Source organism: Shewanella pneumatophori, assembly GCF_023283895.1.
GTDB classification, from domain to species: Bacteria; Pseudomonadota; Gammaproteobacteria; order Enterobacterales; family Shewanellaceae; genus Shewanella; species Shewanella pneumatophori.
In genome coordinates this window covers 214,366-235,991 of the sequence record NZ_JAKILB010000008.1, presented here as the reverse complement: position 1 = coordinate 235,991, position 21,626 = coordinate 214,366, and the positions used below count along the sequence as shown (strand labels likewise).

General features: G+C 41.6%; 19 protein-coding genes. 13 read left to right on the top strand and 6 right to left on the bottom strand.

The window, feature by feature from the left end:
• The first annotated feature begins 7 nt into the window (after nucleotides 1–7).
• A complete protein-coding gene (locus L2740_RS14305; protein ID WP_248950808.1) occupies nucleotides 8–1,804 on the top strand; it encodes a GGDEF domain-containing protein in 1,797 nt (598 codons plus the stop codon).
• A 1,206-nt stretch (nucleotides 1,805–3,010) separates the two neighbouring features.
• Nucleotides 3,011–4,339 carry an aldolase/citrate lyase/malate synthase family protein gene (locus tag L2740_RS14300; RefSeq protein WP_248950807.1) on the top strand — a complete coding sequence of 443 codons (1,329 nt, stop codon included), beginning with the start codon at nucleotides 3,011–3,013 and terminating at the stop codon, nucleotides 4,337–4,339.
• 298 nt (nucleotides 4,340–4,637) lie between these two features.
• On the opposite strand, the gene L2740_RS14295 is transcribed toward L2740_RS14300, so the two are convergent.
• From L2740_RS14295 to L2740_RS14280, 4 genes are all read right to left on the bottom strand, one after another.
• Nucleotides 4,638–5,063, bottom strand: coding sequence for a nuclear transport factor 2 family protein (locus L2740_RS14295; RefSeq protein WP_248950839.1), 426 nt, complete (start codon nucleotides 5,061–5,063; stop codon nucleotides 4,638–4,640).
• 194 nt (nucleotides 5,064–5,257) lie between these two features.
• Nucleotides 5,258–6,082, bottom strand: coding sequence for a M90 family metallopeptidase (locus L2740_RS14290; protein ID WP_248950806.1), 825 nt, complete (start codon nucleotides 6,080–6,082; stop codon nucleotides 5,258–5,260).
• 206 nt (nucleotides 6,083–6,288) lie between these two features.
• Nucleotides 6,289–6,732, bottom strand: coding sequence for a CopG family transcriptional regulator (locus tag L2740_RS14285; protein WP_248950805.1), 444 nt, complete (start codon nucleotides 6,730–6,732; stop codon nucleotides 6,289–6,291).
• Nucleotides 6,692–7,435, bottom strand: coding sequence for an AAA family ATPase (locus L2740_RS14280; protein WP_248950804.1), 744 nt, complete (start codon nucleotides 7,433–7,435; stop codon nucleotides 6,692–6,694). Before L2740_RS14280 ends, L2740_RS14285 begins: the two co-directional genes overlap by 41 nt.
• 560 nt (nucleotides 7,436–7,995) lie before the next feature.
• On the opposite strand from L2740_RS14280, the gene L2740_RS14275 reads away from it, so the two are divergent.
• From L2740_RS14275 to L2740_RS14265, 3 genes are all read left to right on the top strand, one after another.
• Nucleotides 7,996–8,220, top strand: coding sequence for a DUF3820 family protein (locus tag L2740_RS14275; RefSeq protein WP_108944029.1), 225 nt, complete (start codon nucleotides 7,996–7,998; stop codon nucleotides 8,218–8,220).
• Between the two features lie 170 nt (nucleotides 8,221–8,390).
• Nucleotides 8,391–8,693, top strand: a complete 303-nt coding sequence (locus L2740_RS14270; protein WP_248468688.1) for an NrfJ — start codon at nucleotides 8,391–8,393, stop codon at nucleotides 8,691–8,693.
• Between the two features lie 291 nt (nucleotides 8,694–8,984).
• The gene (locus L2740_RS14265; RefSeq protein WP_248950803.1) at nucleotides 8,985–9,485 is read left to right on the top strand and encodes a GNAT family N-acetyltransferase; all 501 of its coding nucleotides are present in this window, start codon (nucleotides 8,985–8,987) and stop codon (nucleotides 9,483–9,485) included.
• 27 nt (nucleotides 9,486–9,512) lie between these two features.
• On the opposite strand, the gene L2740_RS14260 is transcribed toward L2740_RS14265, so the two are convergent.
• Both L2740_RS14260 and L2740_RS14255 read right to left on the bottom strand, forming a co-directional pair.
• On the bottom strand, nucleotides 9,513–11,279 hold the full coding sequence (locus L2740_RS14260; RefSeq protein ID WP_248950802.1) for a bifunctional metallophosphatase/5'-nucleotidase: 1,767 nt from the start codon (nucleotides 11,277–11,279) through the stop codon (nucleotides 9,513–9,515).
• A gap of 183 nt (nucleotides 11,280–11,462) precedes the next feature.
• Nucleotides 11,463–12,533, bottom strand: a complete 1,071-nt coding sequence (locus L2740_RS14255; protein ID WP_248468685.1) for a CNNM domain-containing protein — start codon at nucleotides 12,531–12,533, stop codon at nucleotides 11,463–11,465.
• A 160-nt stretch (nucleotides 12,534–12,693) separates the two neighbouring features.
• Here L2740_RS14255 and rlmN point away from each other — a divergent pair, with 160 nt between their 5' ends.
• The 8 genes from rlmN to der all read left to right on the top strand — a co-directional run bounded on the left by rlmN (nucleotide 12,694) and on the right by der (nucleotide 21,587).
• Nucleotides 12,694–13,815 (top strand): dual-specificity RNA methyltransferase RlmN, encoded by a 1,122-nt coding sequence (gene rlmN, locus L2740_RS14250; RefSeq protein ID WP_248468684.1) that lies wholly within the window; start codon nucleotides 12,694–12,696, stop codon nucleotides 13,813–13,815.
• Between the two features lie 32 nt (nucleotides 13,816–13,847).
• A complete protein-coding gene (gene pilW / locus L2740_RS14245; RefSeq protein ID WP_248950801.1) occupies nucleotides 13,848–14,636 on the top strand; it encodes a type IV pilus biogenesis/stability protein PilW in 789 nt (262 codons plus the stop codon).
• A complete protein-coding gene (locus L2740_RS14240; protein ID WP_248950800.1) occupies nucleotides 14,636–15,652 on the top strand; it encodes a RodZ domain-containing protein in 1,017 nt (338 codons plus the stop codon). The genes pilW and L2740_RS14240 overlap by 1 nt, the downstream gene beginning before the upstream one ends.
• Before the next feature lie 14 nt (nucleotides 15,653–15,666).
• Complete coding sequence (gene ispG, locus L2740_RS14235; RefSeq protein WP_248468681.1) at nucleotides 15,667–16,782, top strand: flavodoxin-dependent (E)-4-hydroxy-3-methylbut-2-enyl-diphosphate synthase; 1,116 nt, start codon at nucleotides 15,667–15,669, stop codon at nucleotides 16,780–16,782.
• 137 nt (nucleotides 16,783–16,919) lie between these two features.
• Nucleotides 16,920–18,194, top strand: a complete 1,275-nt coding sequence (gene hisS, locus L2740_RS14230) for a histidine--tRNA ligase (protein ID WP_248468680.1) — start codon at nucleotides 16,920–16,922, stop codon at nucleotides 18,192–18,194.
• Between the two features lie 15 nt (nucleotides 18,195–18,209).
• Nucleotides 18,210–18,830 carry a tetratricopeptide repeat protein gene (locus L2740_RS14225; RefSeq protein ID WP_248468679.1) on the top strand — a complete coding sequence of 207 codons (621 nt, stop codon included), beginning with the start codon at nucleotides 18,210–18,212 and terminating at the stop codon, nucleotides 18,828–18,830.
• A gap of 11 nt (nucleotides 18,831–18,841) precedes the next feature.
• A complete protein-coding gene (gene bamB / locus L2740_RS14220) occupies nucleotides 18,842–20,029 on the top strand; it encodes an outer membrane protein assembly factor BamB (protein WP_248468678.1) in 1,188 nt (395 codons plus the stop codon).
• An 85-nt stretch (nucleotides 20,030–20,114) separates the two neighbouring features.
• Entirely contained in the window at nucleotides 20,115–21,587 is a 1,473-nt protein-coding gene (der, locus tag L2740_RS14215; protein ID WP_248468677.1) for a ribosome biogenesis GTPase Der, read from the top strand.
• Nucleotides 21,588–21,626: the final 39 nt, after the last annotated feature.

Sequence of the window (21,626 nt, the reverse complement as noted above, 5' to 3'; positions counted from 1 at the left end):
TCACTTTATGAGATGCGTCATAGTCCTATTTTTTTTATCCTCTTTAGTTATTTCTAATGTTAGTCGTGCTGAAGACGTTGACTATGACGCAATTCTAATGAAGTTAGAGCTGAATATTAGTACTTCCTCTATGCATTCTGAAGAGCTTATTAAGCAGCTTAATGATGTATGGCCTAATCTTACCCGTGAACAAAAAACTAAAGTTTATATGTATCAAGCTGTTCTCCTGACATATAAGGGGGATTATCTTTCTTCGAATAGCCTTTTAGTCAAAGCTGAAAAATTAAATCCAAGTGATGAGTTACTAAACAAAATTTATCAGACTCTTACAACAAACTACATTACATTAAAACAATACTCTGGAGCTTTAATGTTAATGGAGAGGCATTTAGAACGTATTAATAAAATCAATGATATTGATATTAAGGTAGGTTCATACGTTCGCTTGGCATACCTTGCACTAGAGTTGGATGCCTATCAAGATTTACGAGAGTATGCGTTAGAAGCCATGACACTTAGCCATGACCTTGATAATAGGCAGCATTGTTTCGCTTTGTTATATGTCGCTGTTGCTGACTTAAAACAGCAGCAGTATCAAAATGCAGATAGTAGCTTTCAACGTAGCCAGGATTTTTGCGAAACTAATCAACTTCCACTTATCGCCTTGATGTCACAAAAAGGCTTAGCTGAAATTGCTCTCAATACTGAGGATTATCAGTCTGCTAAAGGTTTGCTGGAGACAGTATTAGAAGGCTATCAAGAATTTAATTTTCAAATCGAAATCAATCATGTAAATGCATTATTAAGTCAAACTTACTTCCATTTAGGTGACTTTATTCAAGCTGAGACCTTTGCTAGAAAAGTCATGGAGTTAAACGACGAGCCTAGTCATATTGAATATAAAGCTATTGCCGCCAAAGTGCTGTCGCAGAGATACTTGGAGTCAAAGCAGTACAAACTTGCCTATGACTATTTAGAGTCTCATCAGAAATACAGCAATTCAATTCTCGATGACACTAAAGCTAAGGCTAACGCCTATCAAATGGCGAAATTTAAGCATCAAGAACAGGCACGCGAGATTGCATTACTCAATCAAGAGCGTCGCTTGATGGAAACGCAAAAAGAGCTTGAACAATCAGACCAAGTTAATAGCTTTATGATTGTTACTATATTGACTGGCAGCATATTTTTCTTATCTTTGTTTTTATTTTCGAGTCATAGGCAAAAAATTCGTTATCGTAAACTTGCACTTATCGATAGGTTAACGGGGGTTTATAACAGAGGTGCGGGGCAAGATTTTGCTGAAAATGAGTTTGTGCAAGTCTGTTTACGCGATGCAAATTTCTCGGTTGTTCTCTTTGATTTAGATTTTTTCAAACACATCAATGATAGTTTTGGTCACGCAACCGGCGATTGGGCACTAAAGCATGTGGTTGCGGTTATTAAGCCGCTTATTAGGGATGGTGATATCTTTACTCGCATGGGGGGGGAAGAGTTCGCACTATTCTTACCTTATTCTAATGAGCAAGCTGCAATCGATATTGCTGATCGCTGTAAGAAGGTCATCGAAGAGATCGATAGCAAGTATTCTGGGCATCAGTTTAAGCTTAGTGCTAGCTTTGGTGTGTCGAGCAATCTAGTCGATGATCTTAGCTTGGATCCGATCCTTAAACGCGCTGATCTCGCTTTGTATGCATCTAAACATGCTGGCCGTAATAGAGTTACTGTTTACAGTGACGACTTAAAGGGAATGCATTGCCATAAAGATAGGCAAAGCGATAGCCAAAAACCGTTGTTGAGTTAGTTGCTGTGTATGTATGCTAACTTATCAATGGCCTTTCAACTCGAGAACTACACCATTGTAAGGCGCATCATCGCTCACTATTAATATCGTTTATGCATTAACTGAGAGTTAGTTTCTTCTGTAGTTTGGGTAATGCGATGTTTATCGATATAAAAACGTCTGCACATATTGCATGAGCTTGTTGCCACCCGTTATAGAGCTATGCATTCTTTAGCAATAGTGGCATATTGCTGCGATTAAGTGACTCTCTGTATACTCTTTCCATACTACCTCAATAGCCCGCCATACAGACTCGATACAGATAGCTTAAACAACGTAGCTTAATGGCTGAAAGGAAGAGGCACTGAGCGAGTTTTATCTGCAGCTGTATAAATACATTTGCTAAACATGGAACTAAGAACTATTCATGTAGTCATGTTTTTAGCGTGAATGCTAGAAACTATCTATAAAATAAAAATAAATCACTGTTTAACCAATGTTTTTTTTAATGTTGGTCATCAATTATCACACTGATGATTATTCTCTGAATATAACAATCAGCTAACTTTAACGTAAACGTAAAGTTTAAACGATCGTTTGAATCTTGAGTTTTGGATTGTTAGATTAACTTTATGTTTTATTTATACTTTATTTGTTTACTTATAGGTTAGCGATAAACGCAGTAATAAAACTTATTAATTGGGTTGAGTGCCTTTTGGTGTAAATAAATTGTTGCATTAAGTAATTTTATAACGGAGCTAACTTTGGTGTAGAGTGCTTGGTCAATTTGTCTGACTAATTGGAAAATAGAGCCGTTTTACTCTCTTTATTAAATTTTAAATTGTTTTTAATCAGTATCTTAAGCTTTGCTTTGCCTGTCATCTTCAACAGTTTTTTAGTCATTTGTCATCAGTTTTTCTCAAGGCTTGTCCCTCCTTCAAACTTGCAAGCATAACTTTTAATCCGTAGTTTTTGTGGTAAATCAACATTAGCTAAAGCAGCAATTGTAGTGATTAGCTTGATGCAAGCTGCTTTGTTTAATGCGCTGTAGTAGCCAAAGCGAATTGTTAGGTGGGCACAACCAAGCATAGGTATTTGCTATCAGAGTTCGCTATCTGAGTCAGCCATCATAATTAACCAATAGAATTGGATATTAGGCCTCTTGTATCAGGTAAAAGCACTATCAGCACAGGCTTTAGTAAGGTAGTTAAGTTTTAGGAGATAAAAATGACAGGGTTATTAGCAGAACTATCAACACCAGAAAGACAACTGCCAGCTAAAGCTCAGGTTACAACAAATCTGTCTGAGGAATTAAAGCAACCTAAAACAATCCGCAGAGCGGAACTTACAGAGTTATCGTTTGTAAATGAACCTATAGATGGACAGCAGGAATTACTATCAGATGGTGTTAAATGTTTACTTAAAGCTTTATGTCAGCAATTTGCTCCTGAAGTTAACTCATTACTTAAGGCTCGCCAGCTAAAACAGCAACGTTTTTCGCTTGGTGAAAAGCAGGACTTTTCAACAGAAACAGCTTCTATTCGTCAGGGACGTTGGCAGGTCCGCGCAGTTACCGAAGCTCTGCAAGATAGGCGTGTAGAGCTCACTGGATCTGTAGCCAAAATGAGCGTGACTGACACTGGTATACATACCGATGCGAAGGCTTTTATTGTTGAATTTACTGATTCACAAAGCTGGCAAAGCATTATTCAAGGGCATACTGACCTTGCTGGCATCGTAACCCGTAGCATTGGCTCCGACACGGTTAGTGACAATACTGAGTTGCAGCTAGAAATCAACTCTGCTGCAGCCATTACTTGCAAAGTGCGCAGCTTACATATTAAACAACAGCAGATCGAGTTTGCTGGTGAGCCTATTCCTGCTGGGCTATTCGATTTTTGCGTATATTTTTATAACAATTATCGTCAACTGCTCAGTAATGGCAGTGGACCCTATTTTTATATTCCTAAACTAGAAAGCCACTTGGAGGCTCGTTGGTGGGCAAAGGTATTTGCATTTGTTGAGGCTCGTTTTTGTTTACAGCCAGGCTCGATTAAATGTACTTGTGGCATCGAAACCATCCCCGCCATGTTGGAGATGGATGAAATCTTGTATGAGCTGAGATCAAATATTGTCGCGTTAAGTAGCGCTAATTTATCAAGTATTTTGAGTGCTGCTCAAGTAGATGAAATGCAAGGTGTTAAGCCATCATCTGTTAGTCGCCTGAGCGCTAACAACGTAAGTTTAGATGCGTATCAACGTTTATTGATTAAAACCTGTCATAAGCGTGGTGCATTGGCGCTAACTACAGTGTTGACTGACGAACGAATTCTGGTGAGCTCAGATGATAATGTAGAGCTACTTAGCATCACTCGTGAATTGGAATTAAAAGCACGTAGCGGTTTTGATGGTGTCAATGTTAATCATGCGCGGCTTGTTGAGACTGCAATGTCGGTATTTAACCGTTACATAGGTGAGGGCAATAGCAATCAATTGCATATTACCCGAGACGTTGATGCGCCAATTCATGCGCAAGATCTATTGCCTGCCGTATAAGCTGATTAGTTTAACTCATGTGTCGGTTTAGAGTGTTATTAAACGCTGCTCATTATCAAAGTTAGTTGTTTTATAGAAAGTGAAAGTTTGGCTACATTTTGTAGCTTGTGTCCCCCGCACGGTATCCCTACGTGCCGCGCGGGTTTTTATTTCGTTTGGTGTTCCTACCATTTACTTGCTTGTGATTAGCGACTCTTCGGAGTCGCATTTTTTTAAGTTTAAGCAAGCGTAAGTCCAATTAGTTTGCCAGTTACTTTTTCAATCAATCAATCAATCAATCAATCAATCAATAAATACGTTATTGGTTAGCGATTATTTGCTTTGTTATCGACTTCGCAATGCTGTTGGGAATAGGAAAACTCAAATGGTACTGGGCGATTCTCCAGACGCCATTGGTTTTAATCAGTGTTCCCGTTCCGCGGCTAACGCCATAAGATGGGCTAGACAATACTTCATCAAACCAAATTACATCGCCGCGCTGTGTCATTTTTCTGCTGGTGAGATCATAACGCCAGCCTGTTGTTGGGCGAGCATATTGTTCAAACTCTGCCTTTGACCAATGTTCACTGACATCTGTACCAATAAAAATACCGTCATCAGCATATAAAGCAAAATAGTTATCCCAGTCTGCAGTAGATGAGTATTGGTTTAGTGCATTTAAGACGTTAGCTGCTTGCTGTTGATCTTGGTTTAGCTCTTTGGCTGCTAATGTATGGCTGGCCATAATCGTAAGCAGCACGCAAAGCGTGGCTAAGGGCTTTACTAAGCCTTTATGTAAGCTGATGTTGAGCATTACCTTATTATCCTTTTATTGGTTATAGTTCGTTGGGCTCATTGAGCCTAGTATCAAGTAAAGTCACTTCCGTTCAGGAGTTTCCTGTAGAGGGATTTAGCTTGTAAGTTTTATTTAGATAGTCATTATTGCCAATTTACAGGGTCAAGCTGATAAAAAGAACTTAGCTCTGCATATAGTGCGGGGTGATTAGCAATAAACTCATGGGGCTGCTCAAAAAAGACTTCGCTTATTACAGCAAAGAATTCCGCAGGATTTGTGGCGCCGTAATAATTGAACAGTGAATGTTCACCATGTTGGGCTGCGTTGACTAATACTTGATACTCTTGCATTAATACTGCTGACCACGATTGATAATCAGCAGTATTTTTTAAGATAGGTGCGCCATTAGCATTACCGCCTTCTTGATCTAATTGATGAGCAAATTCATGGATCACCACATTGCTACCATCATCTGGAATAGCCGCATCGTGCTTGGTTGTTTGCCACGATAAAATCACTCGACCATTCTGCCATGATTCTCCTGCTAGCACTCTACGTTGCTCTGATACAACTCCGGCGCCATGTTGTTGCTGGTTTTCAACTATAAATGCTGATGGGTAAATTAAAATTTCTTTTAAGTTGGGGTAGAAATCAGTTTTGCGGTTAAGCAGTAATAAGCATGCTTGGGCTGCTACTGTCACTCTAATCTCATCGTTGATCTGTAATCCATCACAACCGACAAAGCGTTTCTCAGCGATAAAAACCTGAATATGCTTTTTTAGTTGCAATTGTAAGTCTGCTGGTAGCACTCTAAAAAATGGTATGCGGCGTTTTAGTATTTCTCGCCACTGATGGGGAAAAGGCTGTTTAGTAATGGCTAATCGACGCTGCTTAGCGCGCCATGTCGTGCTGGCAATCCAGAAAATGGCTGCGCCACTCAGTATTAAAATTAAAGCAATAGCTATCATAGCCTTCCTTTTTAAATCCTTGTATAGATTTTGATATGTGGCTTGATGCGCGAAATTCAACCGCTGCGGATAATTATTGCGCTTAATAATCATGAGATTGGGCATTGGTTGTAGCGATTAAAGTGATATTTTGAATAAAAAAATGCTGACAGAGTAATACTTCAAAAGAGTTCCAACTACTGTCAGCTAAGGTCAGGACGGGAGGGTTATTCTACGATTATACTTTGCTCCTTTTGTTTTCGTTGTTCTGCCGTTAAATTGAAATGGTGTTCAATTAAAAAGCGGATTAGTTTAGATTTAGCTATATCGCAGTCATCTGCGAGTACGGCTAAATGAGCAATTGCCGATTCAGTTAAGGTGAAGGTTGCCTTTCTTACCGGTGCAGGCCCTTTTTTAACGGTTTTAATATCGTTTGTTTCAGGTTGACTTGCTGTGTTAATCGCAGAGCTTTTTGATGGCTTAGCTGCGATGAATGCAAGATCTGCAACTGTGTTTTGCTCTGAGGTCAGCACTTGCTGACCAAGAGCATATCGGTTTGCGTCATTAATAAAATCATCAACTAGCGAATCGAGTGTTAATTGATGAGGTTGTCCTTTATTCTTGGAGGTTCTAGACCGCGTAGAGCTTTTCTTGAGATCTGCCAGACCCATAATCACCTCTCATCTTTTTCATCTGTTTTTCGGCAAGTCGGTTGCGGATCTCGGTAGCGTTAGTTACCTGCAGCATTTCACATGCTATGCCTCTTATCTCGTTAGCTGCTTTTCCTTTAGGTTCAATTTCAAGCACTGATAAGCCGGACTCTTCACTATCATCGTAAATATTGCGGCTATAGGTAATCGCGTCTAGTACATTGATGTCGTAGGTTTTACAAACTTCCTTTGCTTCAAAAATACGGCTGGCTTGATTGGGAAGGCTAGGACATTGGGTAATGACAAAGGTGGCCCGCATCTTAGGGTTTATCATCATACATGTTGCTACTATATCGTCCATATGACTGACGGTTTTTAAATCTCTGCGCTTAGGGCGTAGTGGCATTAGCACATGGGAAGCCACAGACATGGTTGCACGTAGCGCTAAATTGTCTTGGCCGCCACAATCAACAAGTACATAGTCATAATGTTGCTCTAAGCTAAGAAGGTCATTACGGATTTTTCCATAAAGCTGTACGCAATTGATGCTAGGTAATTCAGTATTATTGTTACGCGCATGGATCCAGTCAGATGTTGTGCGTTGAGGATCGCAATCGACCATGATAACTGAGGCTTGGCATTCTGCGGTTAGAAACACTGCTATGTTTTGGGCTAGGCAACTTTTACCGCTACCACCTTTTTCGCCACCAACGAGTATGATCATATTGTTTTCCTTTTGTACGCGGTTATTTATAGCTTTTATTATATGAATGAAAGGGCGATAGATTGCGTACTTGTTTAGTGCAGCATTGAGCCTAAAACCGACTAAATCAACTCGGTCGCAGTAACTTCAATCTAGTGTTACTTTAATCTAGGTCGATAAATTTAGTTCGTCAACGGTACAAATTTTGGCGCTTTCTTGAGTCATTGGCAGGCGTTATTTTGTTGACGCTGAATGTAGATTTGATGGTTTTTTGACGATTTAATGAGCAGTTTATGTAGCTCATTATTCGCTAATATAATTAACTGTTTAGCGTTATTATTGCTTTAAAAAAATTGTTTTATGTCGTTCAAATGTTGAACTCCCTAATGCAAAAGAATGACTTTAATTGTGTTTCTGTTATGTTAATTGCTCTGCTTATAAGAAATAGATATATCGTTTTAGTTAGATGCGAGCAGTAGTTAACTAGAAATAGAGGCTAACAAGGCAGTAGTTTTATCGAGAGGCTGATACAATCTTGGTTTACTATTTCAAATATTGTTTTATTTAGAGGCGTGCTCAGAATGGATGAAAAACTCCTACTAGAAGCTATCACCCAAAAAATGCCGTTTGGTAAATATGCCGGAAGGCGTTTGCTTGAATTACCCGAACCTTACTTAGTCTGGTTTCACTCCAAAGGCTTTCCTGAGGGTAAGTTAGGCCAGCAATTAGCCTTAATGTATGAAGTTAAACTTAATGGTCTTGAAGGTATGTTGCAGCCGATATTAGATGAAGCGAAGCGTTCGTAGTTAGTTTTGATAAATTTGCTGCAAATAAGCTGTATTTTATAAAGTTCCGTGCTAGGTACACAAATCTTTGGTTCTGAGAGTTGGATCTAATAGTTGCGACTAATTAGAGATTTATAATCTATTGCGTGCTTTAATAATGACGAATTGATAACTTTTAAAGGAAATGTCCGATGATAGCTAAATTAGTTAAATTGGCTGCGGCAGCAACTCTAGCACTAGGTATTTCAAGCGCATGGGCACAAGGTGTTATGCATGAAGGTACTGTAATGGATACTATGAACGGTGGTGGTTACACTTACGTTCAAATTCAAGAAGCTGACAAGACTTTCTGGGCAGCGGGTCCACAAGTTGAAGTGAAAAAAGGCGATACAGTTGTTGTTCAGGAGCAAATGTGGATGAGCGATTTTAGCAGTAAAACGCTAAACCGTACCTTCGACAAATTGCTATTTGTTGGTCGTATCGACAAAAAATAAATGCTGTTGTTGACCGCTTTTAGGTAAGCACCAAGCAACAGATATTGAGATTAAGCGATCTATAAACCGCTAGAATTTTTAATGGCGTAGACTAACCTCTACGCCATTTTCTTTTGTTTGAATCATAGTTTTGGTTGTCAATTGATCTGTTGTATTGCTTTGAGATAACTCTTACCGCAGCGATTCGTCTTGGATTTGTTTGTCAAAATCATTTAGAGCAGAGCAAGTTCTTATACTGTTTGGTATAAGATACATAACTCGTTATAAACCATTAGAAAGTATCATCAGCTTATGTTGACCTTAATTCCCTATCAAAAAGCATATGCACAAGACGTTGCTAATCTTTGTCATTTAGCGATTCAAAGCATAAGTGAAGCGATATACAGTGCTGATGAAAAGTTTGCTTGGTCTTTTGCGCCTAGGTCGCCTTATCATTGGCATAAGCGTTTATCAAAATCACAAGCTTGGTTGGTTGTTGATAGCGCTAAATCTATATCAGGAAAACCTGTATGTTGCGGGGTGATTAATGTGGAAACCCGCTTTGATAGCCAAGGTTATATCGACAGTTTATATGTCGCGCCTAATTATCAAAAGCGTGGTATTGCTAAACAGTTATATCAGGCTCTTGAGCTATGGGCACGACAGCAGAAATTTGCCGAGCTGACTGTTGATGCTTCTAAAGTGTCAAAGCCATTGTTTGAAGCACAAGGCTTTAAGCTCAGGCATCGTAGTTATCAAGAAAAGCGTGGTGTCATTATTATGGGATACTACATGAATAAGCCTCTAAGCTAATTGCTATAGAGGCTTAAGCTTTCAGGGTTAAAGCGGCGTTAGATGATGGCTAGTATAGTGAACCTGCGGTTCAATAGTTTCATCTAAGGTTTGCATCTTACTGATAAATTGAGTAAATGCCTGCGGTAAGCTTAAACCTTCAATATCTTTACTCCATGTTGCTTGGAGTATTGCATGGTATCCCTCTTTACCTGATGCGGTGTAAGATGAGGATACGCCTTTATAAAAACTATTTGGGTCGACATCTAACCAAGTATTCACACCAGCATTTGTACGTAATATTTCTAGTTTGATGATACGTTGTCCAAGTTGTTGCTTACCATCGTAAAAATACTTAAGTCCATAGGTGTACGGAAAGCTGCCTGCTCCGGTTCCGATAACACTGTTATTGGTTGCGCCATTAATTGCAGACTCAAGCAGTTGAAATAAGTATTTTCCTTGGATCTCATACGCAACCAAAGGAATATCAAACGGTAAAATACGCCCTAGCACCTCAGCTAAACTAACTTCACCTTTATCAAGTGACTGACGAACGCCGCCGGCATTATGCAGAGCAAAGTCTATCTCTATACCCGACTCAAGGGTTTCTTGATACATACTACGACTCACCCAAGGAGCAATTTCACTACCATGGGGTAGGGCTTTGCTAGGTAAACGAGTATGAATTAAGTTTCTTGGTACAAAGGCCAAGATTTTGTTATTCATTGCATCTAGGCTAGGGCGATACTTTTGTGAAATTCTGGCTTGAATGCAGGGATCTTCATCATCAAATAAAATGAAAGGATGAGACTCTAATACTTGGCGTACATCTAAATAATCCTCTGGGCTGACATCGTTAGATGATTGTAGAATAAACTGCTGATCTAACATAAAGTAGTTTCCGCCGCTAAGAGAGATTACTTGCCCTTGAGTGTCAAATTCTATATCAGCCAAGCCAAGAGTTTCAGCGTACTTACCTGCATGTAAAATAGCGGTGCCATTAACACGTTCGCCATAGGGCATATTTGATAAGCCCAAGTCTTTAAAATCGCCTTGTAAAGTATGTGAGTGGCCACCAACAATTACGCTAATATGATCGACTTCTTTAGCAAGAACTTTATCTTGATCTAAGCCGAGGTGGCTTAACACGACTATATGGTCGATACCATTAGCTTTCAAAAGCTCGACTGTGCGCTTGGTGGTTTCAATTGCATTGATAAAGTTAATATCTTCATCGGGCCCTGCAATTTCGGCCATTTGATCTAATGTAATCCCGACAATGGCAACTTGCTTATCACCAAGTGGTTTAAGCAATACTTTTGCAGTTTGAGTTTGTGGGTTTAGATCAAACAGGTTTGGATGGCCATTCAGTCGTGCATGTTTTTTTGGGCATTCTTGACTGAGGTCCATATTGCCTGCAAGCAAAGGGAATTTGATATCATTGAGAAAGTCTAGGACTGGCTCATTACCAGCGTCAATCTCATGGTTGCCAAGCACCATTGCGTCGGGCTTGAGCATATTAAGTAGGTCTGAATTGGCTTTACCTTTAAATTCATTGAAGTAAAGCGTGCCCTGAAAACTGTCACCACCATGCAGAAATAAAAATGTTTGCTGATTATTTACAGCATCTGCCCTTGCCAGAGTGAGCTGGTATCCGATACGAGCATAACCACCAGTATGGCTATATAAAGTTAGCTCTTTTTGCTGTTGAAATAGCGTAAATTGAATTCGATTTGCATCAAAGTGAGAGTGAGTATCGTTAATGTGGGCAAGTTTTAATTTATATTGCGCGACTGTAGGGTGTGCTGTTGTCATCTTATTCCTCTGGACCAAAGAGGGATTATAGCATGCAGAAGGTGACCAATCACAAGCAGATTTGTTGCTGTTTTATAGTGTAATCGTAACTATGCTGGTATGTTAAAGGCACAAAAAAGGGAGCCATGCTCCCTTTTTTAAGTGTTAATTTAACTAGATAGTTAATGTGGCTACTTAGCTAAATTAATTTTTTTCTTGCTCAAAATCGCCATCATCAGATAAAACAATACCTTTATCTTTCATACGACGACTCCATAACTTACGTGCAAATTGCTGCATATCAGTTACTGGGTCATTTGAGTCGACAATTTCAAGGCCGAGTAAAGATTCAACGATATCTTCCAAGGTAACAATACCTTCGTTAGAACCGTATTCATCTACAATCATCGCAATCTTAGTATTTCGCTTAATCATCAGCTCAAAAAGAGGCAAAATTTTAGCAGTCTCAGGGATCACTAATAAGTTCTTTTTAAGCACTGCGATAGACTCTTTTGGAGTGCTACGTTCAGCAAGCAAAATATCATTTCTATTAACGTAGCCAATAATGTTATCTGGATCTTCGTCATAGACAGGAATTCGAGTAAATGGCTTAGCCATAAATTGGCGCGTAAAATCAACCTGAGTTAAATCAGTTGGCAGCCTGAACATAACCGTTCTTGGTGTCATGATCGCGGTAACTGGCATCTCTTTAACCGATAGCATTTGAGTCAAAATTTTCGACTCTTGCTCATCAAGTTCACCTGATGCACGACCAATTTCAGCCATGGCGCTCATTTCTTGACGGATATATTGACCTTCGTCGCCTTTACCCATTAGCTGGGTCACTTGCTTGGACATCCAAATAAGTGGCAAGGTACTGCGTTCCATCCAAACTAATGCGATAGAAACAACCGGTGCTAAAGAGCGCCAGTAGTTTGCACCTAAAGTTTTAGGAACGATCTCTGAGAAGAAGAGAATTAAGAAGGTAAGAACACCTGAAAATACGCCTAGCATCTCATCGCCAAATACCTTAGCAGCTTGCGCACCAGCAACCGCAGCACCAACAGTGTGGGCGATAGTGTTAAGTGTAAGGATCGAAACGAGAGGAGATTCAACGTTCTCTTTTTGTTTACGTAGTCTGTCAGCAGCAGCTGGGTTAGTCGCCGACAATGACGCAATGTAACTTGGTGTAACTGACAGCAATACAGCTTCAAATACACTACAAAGAAAAGAGACGGAAATCGCGACAAATATTATAATGATAAGAGTTATCATAAAGGTGAAATTACACCTCCACATGGCAGACCAAAATTAGTCTGCGCGGATTCTAGCACAGGTTTAGATCTTTGGTGATAGCTTGCTGGCTAATATTTGTTAAGATCTGTATAATTCGCCGCCCACAAGCTGGTTTTAGGTTTTTTTGAGGTTAGACAAAATGAGTGAAAAGAAGATCAATTTATTAGATCTTGATCGTAAAGCATTAAGAGCGCTATTTACCGAGATGGGTGAAAAGCCATTCCGTGCTGATCAATTAATGAAGTGGATTTATCATTTTGGCGTTAGTGACTTTGAAGAAATGACTAACATTAACAAAGCATTGCGCGCTAAATTAGCAGCTAAATGCGAAATCGTTGCGCCAGCTATTTCGAGTTATCAAAAATCTGCAGATGGCACGATTAAGTTTGCTATTAATGTAGGTGATGGCCAAGAAGTCGAAACCGTTTATATTCCCGAAGACGACCGTGCAACACTTTGTGTATCGTCTCAAGTCGGTTGTGCACTTGAATGTACTTTCTGCTCTACTGCACAGCAAGGCTTTAACCGTAACCTCACGGTTGCAGAAATTGTTGGCCAAATTTGGCGTGTTGCTGACTTTATTGGTTTTGTTAAAGACACTGGTGAACGTCCAATCACTAACGTGGTAATGATGGGCATGGGTGAGCCGCTGCTTAACCTTAAGAACGTGATCCCAGCAATGGATATCATGCTAGACGACTTTGGCTTTAGCTTATCTAAGCGCCGCGTAACCGTATCAACTTCGGGTGTTGTACCTGCGCTAGACAAACTGGGCGATGCATTAGATGTGGCGTTAGCAGTAAGTATTCATGCGCCAAACGATGAGCTTCGTGATGTGCTAGTTCCTATCAACAAAAAGTATCCGCTTGAAGAGTTCTTAGCGGGTATTCGCCGTTATATTGCTAAATCAAACGCTAACCGTGGTCGCGTTACACTAGAATATGTAATGTTAGACCACATTAATGACAGCACAGACCAAGCCCATGAACTGGCTAAACTGATGAAAGATACACCTTGTAAGGTTAACTTAATTCCGTTTAACCCATACCCTGGTTCACCGTATGGTCGTTCATCAAATTCGCGTATCGACAGATTCTCGAAAGTATTGATGGAATACGGTCTTACCGTTATCGTGCGTAAGACGCGCGGCGACGATATTGACGCTGCTTGTGGCCAATTAGCGGGTGACATTCGTGATAGAACAAAACGTTTAGCGAAAAAACAAATGCAACAGAGTCAAATTTCGGTCACAATGAACTAACTCTTTGTATCTACTGATAGATGGGCTTAACAATGAATCAGAGAAAGGTGGTATTACCGCTGGTATTGATCTTGTCATCAATGGTGACAACTGGGTGCGTAACCCAAGATACCTACACGGGTACTGATACACCTGTTTCTGAGCGTAAAATTAACAAAGAGGCTGCAGCGCGTCAGCGAGTGCAACTCGGGTTAACCTATCTACAAAAAGGCAATAGTGAGCAGGCAAAAGCTAACCTCGATAGAGCATTAGCTTTTGCACCCAATTTGGAAGAAGTTCATATTGCCTTTGCTTACTACTATCAATCGGTAGGTGAGCTAGAAAAAACAGAGCAAGCTTATAGAAAAGCAATTGATACCAGTGATGTGACTGGGGATTCATATAATAATTTTGGTGCTTTTCTATGTCAGCAAGGCAAATATGCTGAGTCTGAAAAGATGTTTTTAGCAGCGGTTGATCAACCTCTGTATACCCGTTCGGCTTCAACTTACGAAAATTTGGGAATTTGTAGCCGCAAAGCAGGTCAAATTAGTCAAGCGCAGCATTACTTTGCAATGGCGCTTAAATACGATCCTAGACGACGCACCTCACTCTTAGAGTTGACTGAAATCGATTATGAAGAGGGAAGATACGCTGAGGCAAAAGAGCAGCTATCTCGTTATCATAGAGTTGCGTTGGAGTCAGCCACCAGTCTGGCATTAGGGATTAAAATAGAACAAGGTTTGAGTGACGAAGACGCAGTAAGACGATTCGGTATCTTACTACTGGCAAAGTTTCCACAGTCCATTCAAGCCAAAGAATATCGGGCTAGTATGCATTAATGAAAAATGAACAGAATCAAGCGCCCAATGTAGACAATGAAAGCCTAGTGGATGAGCCTACGCTCACACTGGGCGTTTTGCTAAAAACAGCCCGCGAAAGCAAAGGCTTATCGGTTGAGGCTCTGGCGTCGCAATTACATTTACGCCCAGCAATCATTGAACAAATCGAGGCAGATAATTTAGCAGAGGTCGGTGCGGCCACGTATGTGCGTGGTTACGTTAAAAACTACGCTAGAGCCGTACAGGCAGATCCGTTTGCAGTTAAAGAGTGCTTAGATAAGCAACTTGAAGATGATGAAAAGCCATCAATGCAGAGTTTTTCACGTAAGACAACTCGTCAAGCTCGTGATGGCCGCTTAATGGCGCTAACTTACATCATCGTCTTCGTACTGTTGGCACTTATGGTGCTGTGGTGGTTTCAAAAGTCATCAATGGAAACCGCAGTTGATTACTCTAAGCCGACAGTGGAAGAAGTTGCAGCATCTGTAGAAAGTGGCATGCCTAGTCCAGTTGCTGCGCTTTTAGAAAGTAATAATGCTGAGCAACAGGCAACGGAGACTGAAGATAATGTCACTGCTGATGCTGAATTAAATTATGCCAGTGAGTTAACCGAAGGTGATGCTGCACTTGCTGTTAGTCAAGATCTAACGCCAGACACAACTGACGATGCGCAAAATCAGGATTCAAGCCAGCAAACAACTTCAAGCGAAAACGCATCACAAGTGCTAAATCCTGTCGCTACACAGGCTGATGCCGTAACTGATTCAAATCTTACATTGACGTTAACGGGTGATTGCTGGATTAAAGTCGCAGACGCTAACGGTAAAATCTTAGTTAGCGATCTTAAGCGTTCAGGTAGCCAAATTAATCTTGTTGGGGCAGAGCCATTTGCGGTAACGCTAGGTGCGCCGCAAGTCGTTAACATCCAACTTAATGGCGCAGACATTAGTTTAGATGCGCAGAAGTACCCTCGCGGTAAAGTTGCAAGGTTAACCTTGCCACTCGCAGAGCAATAACAGAGCACAACACCATGTATAACGAATCTCCTATTATTAGACGCAAATCAAGCCGAATTTATGTTGGCAACGTACCTATTGGTGATGGTGCACCAATTGCGGTGCAATCGATGACCAATACGCGCACTACAGATGTTGAAGCAACAGTTGCTCAAATTCGCGCGTTAGAAAATGTTGGTGCCGACATAGTGCGTGTTTCTGTGCCGACAATGGATGCGGCAGAAGCATTTAAGCTGATTAAGCAGCAAACCAAAGTGCCACTAGTTGCAGATATCCACTTTGACTACCGTATTGCACTTAAAGTGGCTGAATACGGCGTTGATTGTTTACGTATCAACCCAGGTAACATTGGTAATGAAGAGCGTATTCGCAATGTAGTTGAATGCGCCCGCGATAAGAATATTCCTATCCGTATCGGTGTTAACGGCGGTTCGTTAGAAAAAGATCTAATGGACAAATACAAAGAGCCGACACCAGAAGCTTTACTTGAATCTGCAATGCGCCATGTGGATATTTTAGATCGTTTGAACTTTGACCAATTTAAAGTCAGCGTTAAAGCTTCTGATGTATTTTTAGCGGTTGAGTCATACCGTTTACTGGCTAAGCAAATTGTGCAGCCATTGCACCTTGGTATTACCGAAGCGGGTGGCGCTCGTGCAGGTTCAGTTAAGTCTGCAGTGGGTTTAGGTATGTTACTTGCTGACGGTATTGGTGATACTTTGCGTATTTCATTAGCTGCCGATCCAGTAGAAGAAATCAAAGTTGGCTTTGATATCTTAAAGTCGTTACGTATTCGTTCTCGCGGCATTAACTTTATTGCCTGTCCGTCATGTTCGCGCCAAGAGTTTGATGTGATTTCAACGGTTAACGAGCTTGAGCAGCGCTTAGAAGACATTGTAACACCAATGGATGTATCGATTATTGGCTGTGTAGTCAACGGGCCTGGTGAAGCATTAGTATCGGATATCGGTTTAACCGGTGGTAACCGCATGAGTGGTTATTACGATGATGGTGTGCGTCAAAAAGAGCGCTTTGACAACAATAATATTGTTGACTCTCTTGAAGCTAAGATCCGCGCTAAAGCAGCAATAGTTGCCGGTCGAATTCCAGCACAAGATTTAAATAAGTAAGTACAATGTCATCACAAGTCTGTTTAACCGGCTTGTGATTTTTTATGGCTGAATCCAGCTGTTGTACGTTTAGTCCTGAAACGCCTATAATGCGAGGCGTTTTTTAATTTTTATATAGCAAATTTACGAGTCGAATAGTGGCAAAACAGATCCAAGCGATTCGCGGAATGAACGACATTCTGCCTACCCAAAGTCCTTTATGGCAAAAACTTGAAACCGTATTACGTGACACTGTTGGGTCATATGGTTACAGCGAAATTCGTACTCCTATCGTTGAAAGTACAGATCTCTTTAAGCGCTCTATCGGTGAAGTTACTGATATCGTTGAAAAAGAGATGTATACCTTTGAAGATAGAAACGGTGACAGCTTAACGCTTCGTCCAGAAGGCACTGCGTCTACAGTACGTGCTGGTAACGAACATGGTTTGCTATATAACCAAGAGCAACGCCTTTGGTATATGGGTCCAATGTTCCGCCACGAACGCCCACAAAAAGGTCGTTACCGTCAATTCCACCAATTTGGTGTTGAAGTTTACGGTATCCCAAGCGCTGATATCGATGCAGAAGTATTAATGCTATCTGCCAAGCTATGGGAAAAGTTAGGCATTACTGAGCATGTAACACTTGAGCTAAATACGCTGGGTGATACAGAAGAGCGCGCAGCCTACCGCGACGCGCTAATTGCTTTCTTAGAGCAGCATAAAGACGTATTAGATGAAGACAGCCAACGCCGTATGTATTCTAATCCGCTGCGTGTACTGGACTCTAAAAATGCCGATGTACAGGCACTTTTAGCTGATGCTCCTGTATTAATGGATTACTTTGGTGAAGACACGCGTTCACATTTTTCACATTTATGTGAACTCTTAGAGGCTGTCGGCATCCAATACACAATCAATCCTCGCCTAGTGCGCGGTTTAGATTATTATAATCGCACGGTTTTTGAGTGGGTCACATCAAGCCTAGGCTCGCAAGGTACGGTACTTGCTGGCGGTCGTTATGATGGTTTAGTGGGTCAACTTGGCGGTAAGCCAACACCTGCAGTTGGTTTTGCTATGGGTCTAGAGCGCATCGTATTACTTCTGCAAACCCTTGAGCTAGATAAAGACATTGGTCCAGCGGTTGACGTATATGTGACTGCAATGGGTGACAGTTGCCGCATTGAGGCATTTAAGATTGCTCAAGAGCTAAGAACAAGTTTGCCAAATGCGAAAGTGATGAGCCACTGCGGTGGTGGTAACTTTAAGAAGCAAATGAAACGAGCTGATAAAAGTGGTGCATCTGTAGCACTTGTTATTGGTGAAGATGAAGTTGCAAATAACCAAGTTGCTGTGAAACACCTTCGCGAAGATAAAGCACAAGAATTGGTTGCCCGTGATGCATTGGCGGCTTATATTGCAGAACTGATTTAAAAGGGGAAGACTGAAGTGGAAATCTATAGCACAGAAGAGCAACAAGTAGATGCTATCAAACAGTTCTGGAAAGATTATGGCACATCAGTAGTTATTGGTGCTGTTGTCGGTTTAGGTGGATTATTTGGTTGGAACTATTATTCTGACCATCAAGTGGCTCAAGCTGAAGCAGCGTCTGAGTCATTCCAAGCGTTAAGCAGCCAAAATAGCGCAGATGCAGCTATGTTAAGCGCTGCAGAAAACTTTGCGAAAGAGCACGGTCAAAAAGGTTATCAATCACTACTTGAGCTATTAGTCGCTAAGTCTGCGGTTGAAACTGGCGATCTTGCTAAAGCAGAAGCAACATTAAAGAATGTGATTGCAACGAATGCTGATGCCAGCATTAACTTGATTGCGACTATGCGTCTTGCACGTGTTCAAGCTGAACAAGGTCAATTTGCAATAGCGATTACTACGCTTGAGCAAATTACTGATGCCGCTTCAGCAGCGCAACGAGACGAGTTAAAAGGTGACTTCTTAGTTCGCCAAGGCGAAACAGAGAAGGCAAAGATTGCCTATCAAACAGCAGTAGACAATGGTGGCACTATGACTAGTCCAACATTACAAATGAAGCTTGATAATCTGAACAAGGCATAAGGAATCTGCCCATGAAGTCTTGGTGCAAAACATTGCTCGCATGTGGAATGAGCATAGGCATGTTGTCTGCTTGTTCTTCAAGTGATGTAGAAGAAGAACCTATTACTCCGCTTAGCGAAATTGAAGCAAGTGTGTTCCCTGAAGTGACTTGGAGCGCAAATGTTGGTAGCGGTGTAGGTGATTACTATTCACGTTTACGTCCAGCTGCGCGCTACGACAAGCTATTTGTCGCAGATCGTTACGGTAAAGTAGAAGCATTTGACGAAGTCACAGGCGAGCGCGTTTGGGAAAATGACTTTAGCTCTGCGTTTAGAGATAATGCACTGGCTAAAAACAAAGGCGCACGTTTGGCGGGTGGTGTAACAGCTGCACGTAACAAGATTTTTGTGGGCGGTGAAAGCGGCCTATTAGCGGCATTTGATGAAGCGACGGGTGAAGCTGTTTGGCATGTCATTGCTGGCGGTGAGCTATTATCTGCACCAACGGTTGGTGAAGATGTAGTAGTCGTGAACACTGGTGCAGGCACACTTGAAGCGTTTGACGTTGATGATGGCAGCTTGCAATGGGTTTACGAAAACCAACTACCAACCCTAACCTTGCGTGGTACAGGTGCTGCTTCTTATGAAGCTGGTGGATTCTTTGTCGGTACTGCTGATGGTAAAATCGCAGTAGTGATTAAAAATAATGGTCAGGCAGCTTGGGAGCAAGCTATCTATACTCCAGCGGGAGGCAATGAGTTCTCACGCATGGCAGATGTAGATATGAAGCCGCTATTAGTAGGTGAGAACCTATATGCTGTTAGCTATAACGGTAACTTGGTATCAATGGAAATGCGTACTGGCCGAATCGTTTGGTCACGAAGCTACTCAAGTTTCCATGAATTAGCCTATTCAGGTGCAAGCCTGTTTGTGGTTGATGACCATAGCCGTGTTTATTCTGTTGATAGACGAAATGGTCTAGAGTTATGGAATAACGCAGAGCTAGCTAACCGCAGTTTAACTGCAGCTGTTTCTTTTAAAGATTACGTAGTTGTAGGTGATTTTGAAGGCTACCTTCACTTTTTAAATAAGTCAGACGGTAAAATCGTTGGACGTGTAGAAGTGGATAGCTCTGGTTTATACAGTCAGCCATTAGTTGTTAACGACAACTTATATGTGCAGACTCGTGGTGGAAAAGTGATTCGAGTAACACTTCCGTAAGCCAAGTCGATTGAGATGATAAGGCCCCTGGATGTGTGTCCGGGGGCTTTTTAGTTATTAGAAAATGAGTAATAGAGGCAATTAAATGATTCCTGTTGTGGCCCTAGTTGGGCGACCAAACGTTGGTAAGTCGACCCTTTTTAACCGACTTACCCGTACCAGAGATGCGCTTGTCGCTGACTTTCCTGGGCTAACTCGGGATCGTAAATACGGCCGAGCACATCTTGCAGGTTATGAGTTCATCGTAGTTGATACTGGCGGTATTGACGGCACTGAAGAAGGGATTGAAACTCGCATGGCCGAGCAATCTCTAGCTGCGATTGAAGAAGCAGACGTGGTGCTATTTATGACCGACGCGCGTGCGGGTCTAACTGCTGCCGATCTTGCGATTGCTCAACATTTACGTAGCCGTGAAAAAACGACTTTCGTTGTTGCTAACAAAGTTGACGGTATTGATGCAGACTCTGCTTGTGCTGAGTTTTGGTCACTAGGCCTAGGTGAAGTTTACCAAATGGCAGCGGCTCAAGGCCGTGGTGTAACCAACATGATCGAGTATTCTTTAGCGCCATACGCAGAAGCGATGGGGATTAAAAAAGAAGAAGACGGTGATGATGACGAGGAAGAGCGCGAGTTTACTGAAGAAGAAGCTGAAGCTGAGCAAAAGCGTCTGCAAGACTTGCCAATTAAGCTGGCAATTATCGGTAAGCCAAACGTAGGTAAATCAACGCTAACTAACCGTATTTTAGGTGAAGAGCGCGTTGTTGTTTACGACGAGCCAGGCACGACTCGTGACAGTATTTATATTCCAATGGAACGTCAAGGCCGTGAATACGTATTGATCGACACTGCGGGTGTGCGTCGTCGTAGTAAGGTACATGAAACCGTTGAGAAGTTCTCAGTAATTAAAACCCTTAAAGCGGTTGAAGACAGTAACGTCGTGTTATTGGTTATCGATGCTCGCGAAGGTATTGCTGAGCAAGATCTTGGTCTATTAGGCTTTGTGCTTAACGCTGGCCGTGCATTAGTGATTGCGGTGAACAAGTGGGACGGTATTGACCAAGGTGTTAAAGATCGCGTGAAGAGCGAGCTTGACCGTCGTTTAGGCTTTATCGATTTCGCACGTATTCACTTTATCTCTGCACTTCACGGTACAGGTGTGGGTCACTTGTTTGAGTCAATCGAAGAAGCGTATGACAGTGCGACACGCCGTGTAAGTACATCTATGCTGACGCGTATCATGCAAATGTCTCAAGACGATCACCAGCCGCCATTGGTTAACGGTCGCCGTGTTAAGCTTAAGTACGCTCACGCCGGTGGTTACAACCCACCAATCGTGGTTGTACACGGTAACCAGGTTAAGAAGCTTCCAGATTCTTACAAGCGCTACATGATGAACTACTTCCGTCGTTCACTGAAAGTGATTGGTACCCCAATCCAATTGCGCTTCCAAGAGGGTGGTAACCCGTTTGAAGGCATGAACAGCAAGAAACTTACTGTGAGCCAAGAGCGTCGCCGTAAGCGTATGGTTGGCCATATTCGCGATAAGAATAAAGATTAATTCGTGTTTTAGTTTGAGCTTGCTTGAACTAGCCAAATG

Bases quoted from the DNA above. Each gene is read 5' to 3' on its own strand.
- L2740_RS14270 (WP_248468688.1), top strand. From the start codon at position 8,391: ATGATAGCTAAATTAGTTAAATTGGCTGCGGCAGCAACTCTAGCACTA.
- L2740_RS14305 (WP_248950808.1), top strand. From the start codon at position 8: ATGAGATGCGTCATAGTCCTATTTTTTTTATCCTCTTTAGTTATTTCT.
- L2740_RS14295 (WP_248950839.1), bottom strand. From the start codon at position 5,063: ATGGCCAGCCATACATTAGCAGCCAAAGAGCTAAACCAAGATCAACAG.
- der (WP_248468677.1), top strand. From the start codon at position 20,115: ATGATTCCTGTTGTGGCCCTAGTTGGGCGACCAAACGTTGGTAAGTCG.
- L2740_RS14255 (WP_248468685.1), bottom strand. From the start codon at position 12,533: ATGATAACTCTTATCATTATAATATTTGTCGCGATTTCCGTCTCTTTT.
- L2740_RS14285 (WP_248950805.1), bottom strand. From the start codon at position 6,732: ATGGGTCTGGCAGATCTCAAGAAAAGCTCTACGCGGTCTAGAACCTCC.
- L2740_RS14290 (WP_248950806.1), bottom strand. From the start codon at position 6,082: ATGATAGCTATTGCTTTAATTTTAATACTGAGTGGCGCAGCCATTTTC.
- rlmN (WP_248468684.1), top strand. From the start codon at position 12,694: ATGAGTGAAAAGAAGATCAATTTATTAGATCTTGATCGTAAAGCATTA.
- bamB (WP_248468678.1), top strand. From the start codon at position 18,842: ATGAAGTCTTGGTGCAAAACATTGCTCGCATGTGGAATGAGCATAGGC.
- L2740_RS14240 (WP_248950800.1), top strand. From the start codon at position 14,636: ATGAAAAATGAACAGAATCAAGCGCCCAATGTAGACAATGAAAGCCTA.
- L2740_RS14265 (WP_248950803.1), top strand. From the start codon at position 8,985: ATGTTGACCTTAATTCCCTATCAAAAAGCATATGCACAAGACGTTGCT.
- L2740_RS14260 (WP_248950802.1), bottom strand. From the start codon at position 11,279: ATGACAACAGCACACCCTACAGTCGCGCAATATAAATTAAAACTTGCC.
- L2740_RS14300 (WP_248950807.1), top strand. From the start codon at position 3,011: ATGACAGGGTTATTAGCAGAACTATCAACACCAGAAAGACAACTGCCA.
- ispG (WP_248468681.1), top strand. From the start codon at position 15,667: ATGTATAACGAATCTCCTATTATTAGACGCAAATCAAGCCGAATTTAT.
- pilW (WP_248950801.1), top strand. From the start codon at position 13,848: ATGAATCAGAGAAAGGTGGTATTACCGCTGGTATTGATCTTGTCATCA.
- L2740_RS14280 (WP_248950804.1), bottom strand. From the start codon at position 7,435: ATGATCATACTCGTTGGTGGCGAAAAAGGTGGTAGCGGTAAAAGTTGC.
- L2740_RS14275 (WP_108944029.1), top strand. From the start codon at position 7,996: ATGGATGAAAAACTCCTACTAGAAGCTATCACCCAAAAAATGCCGTTT.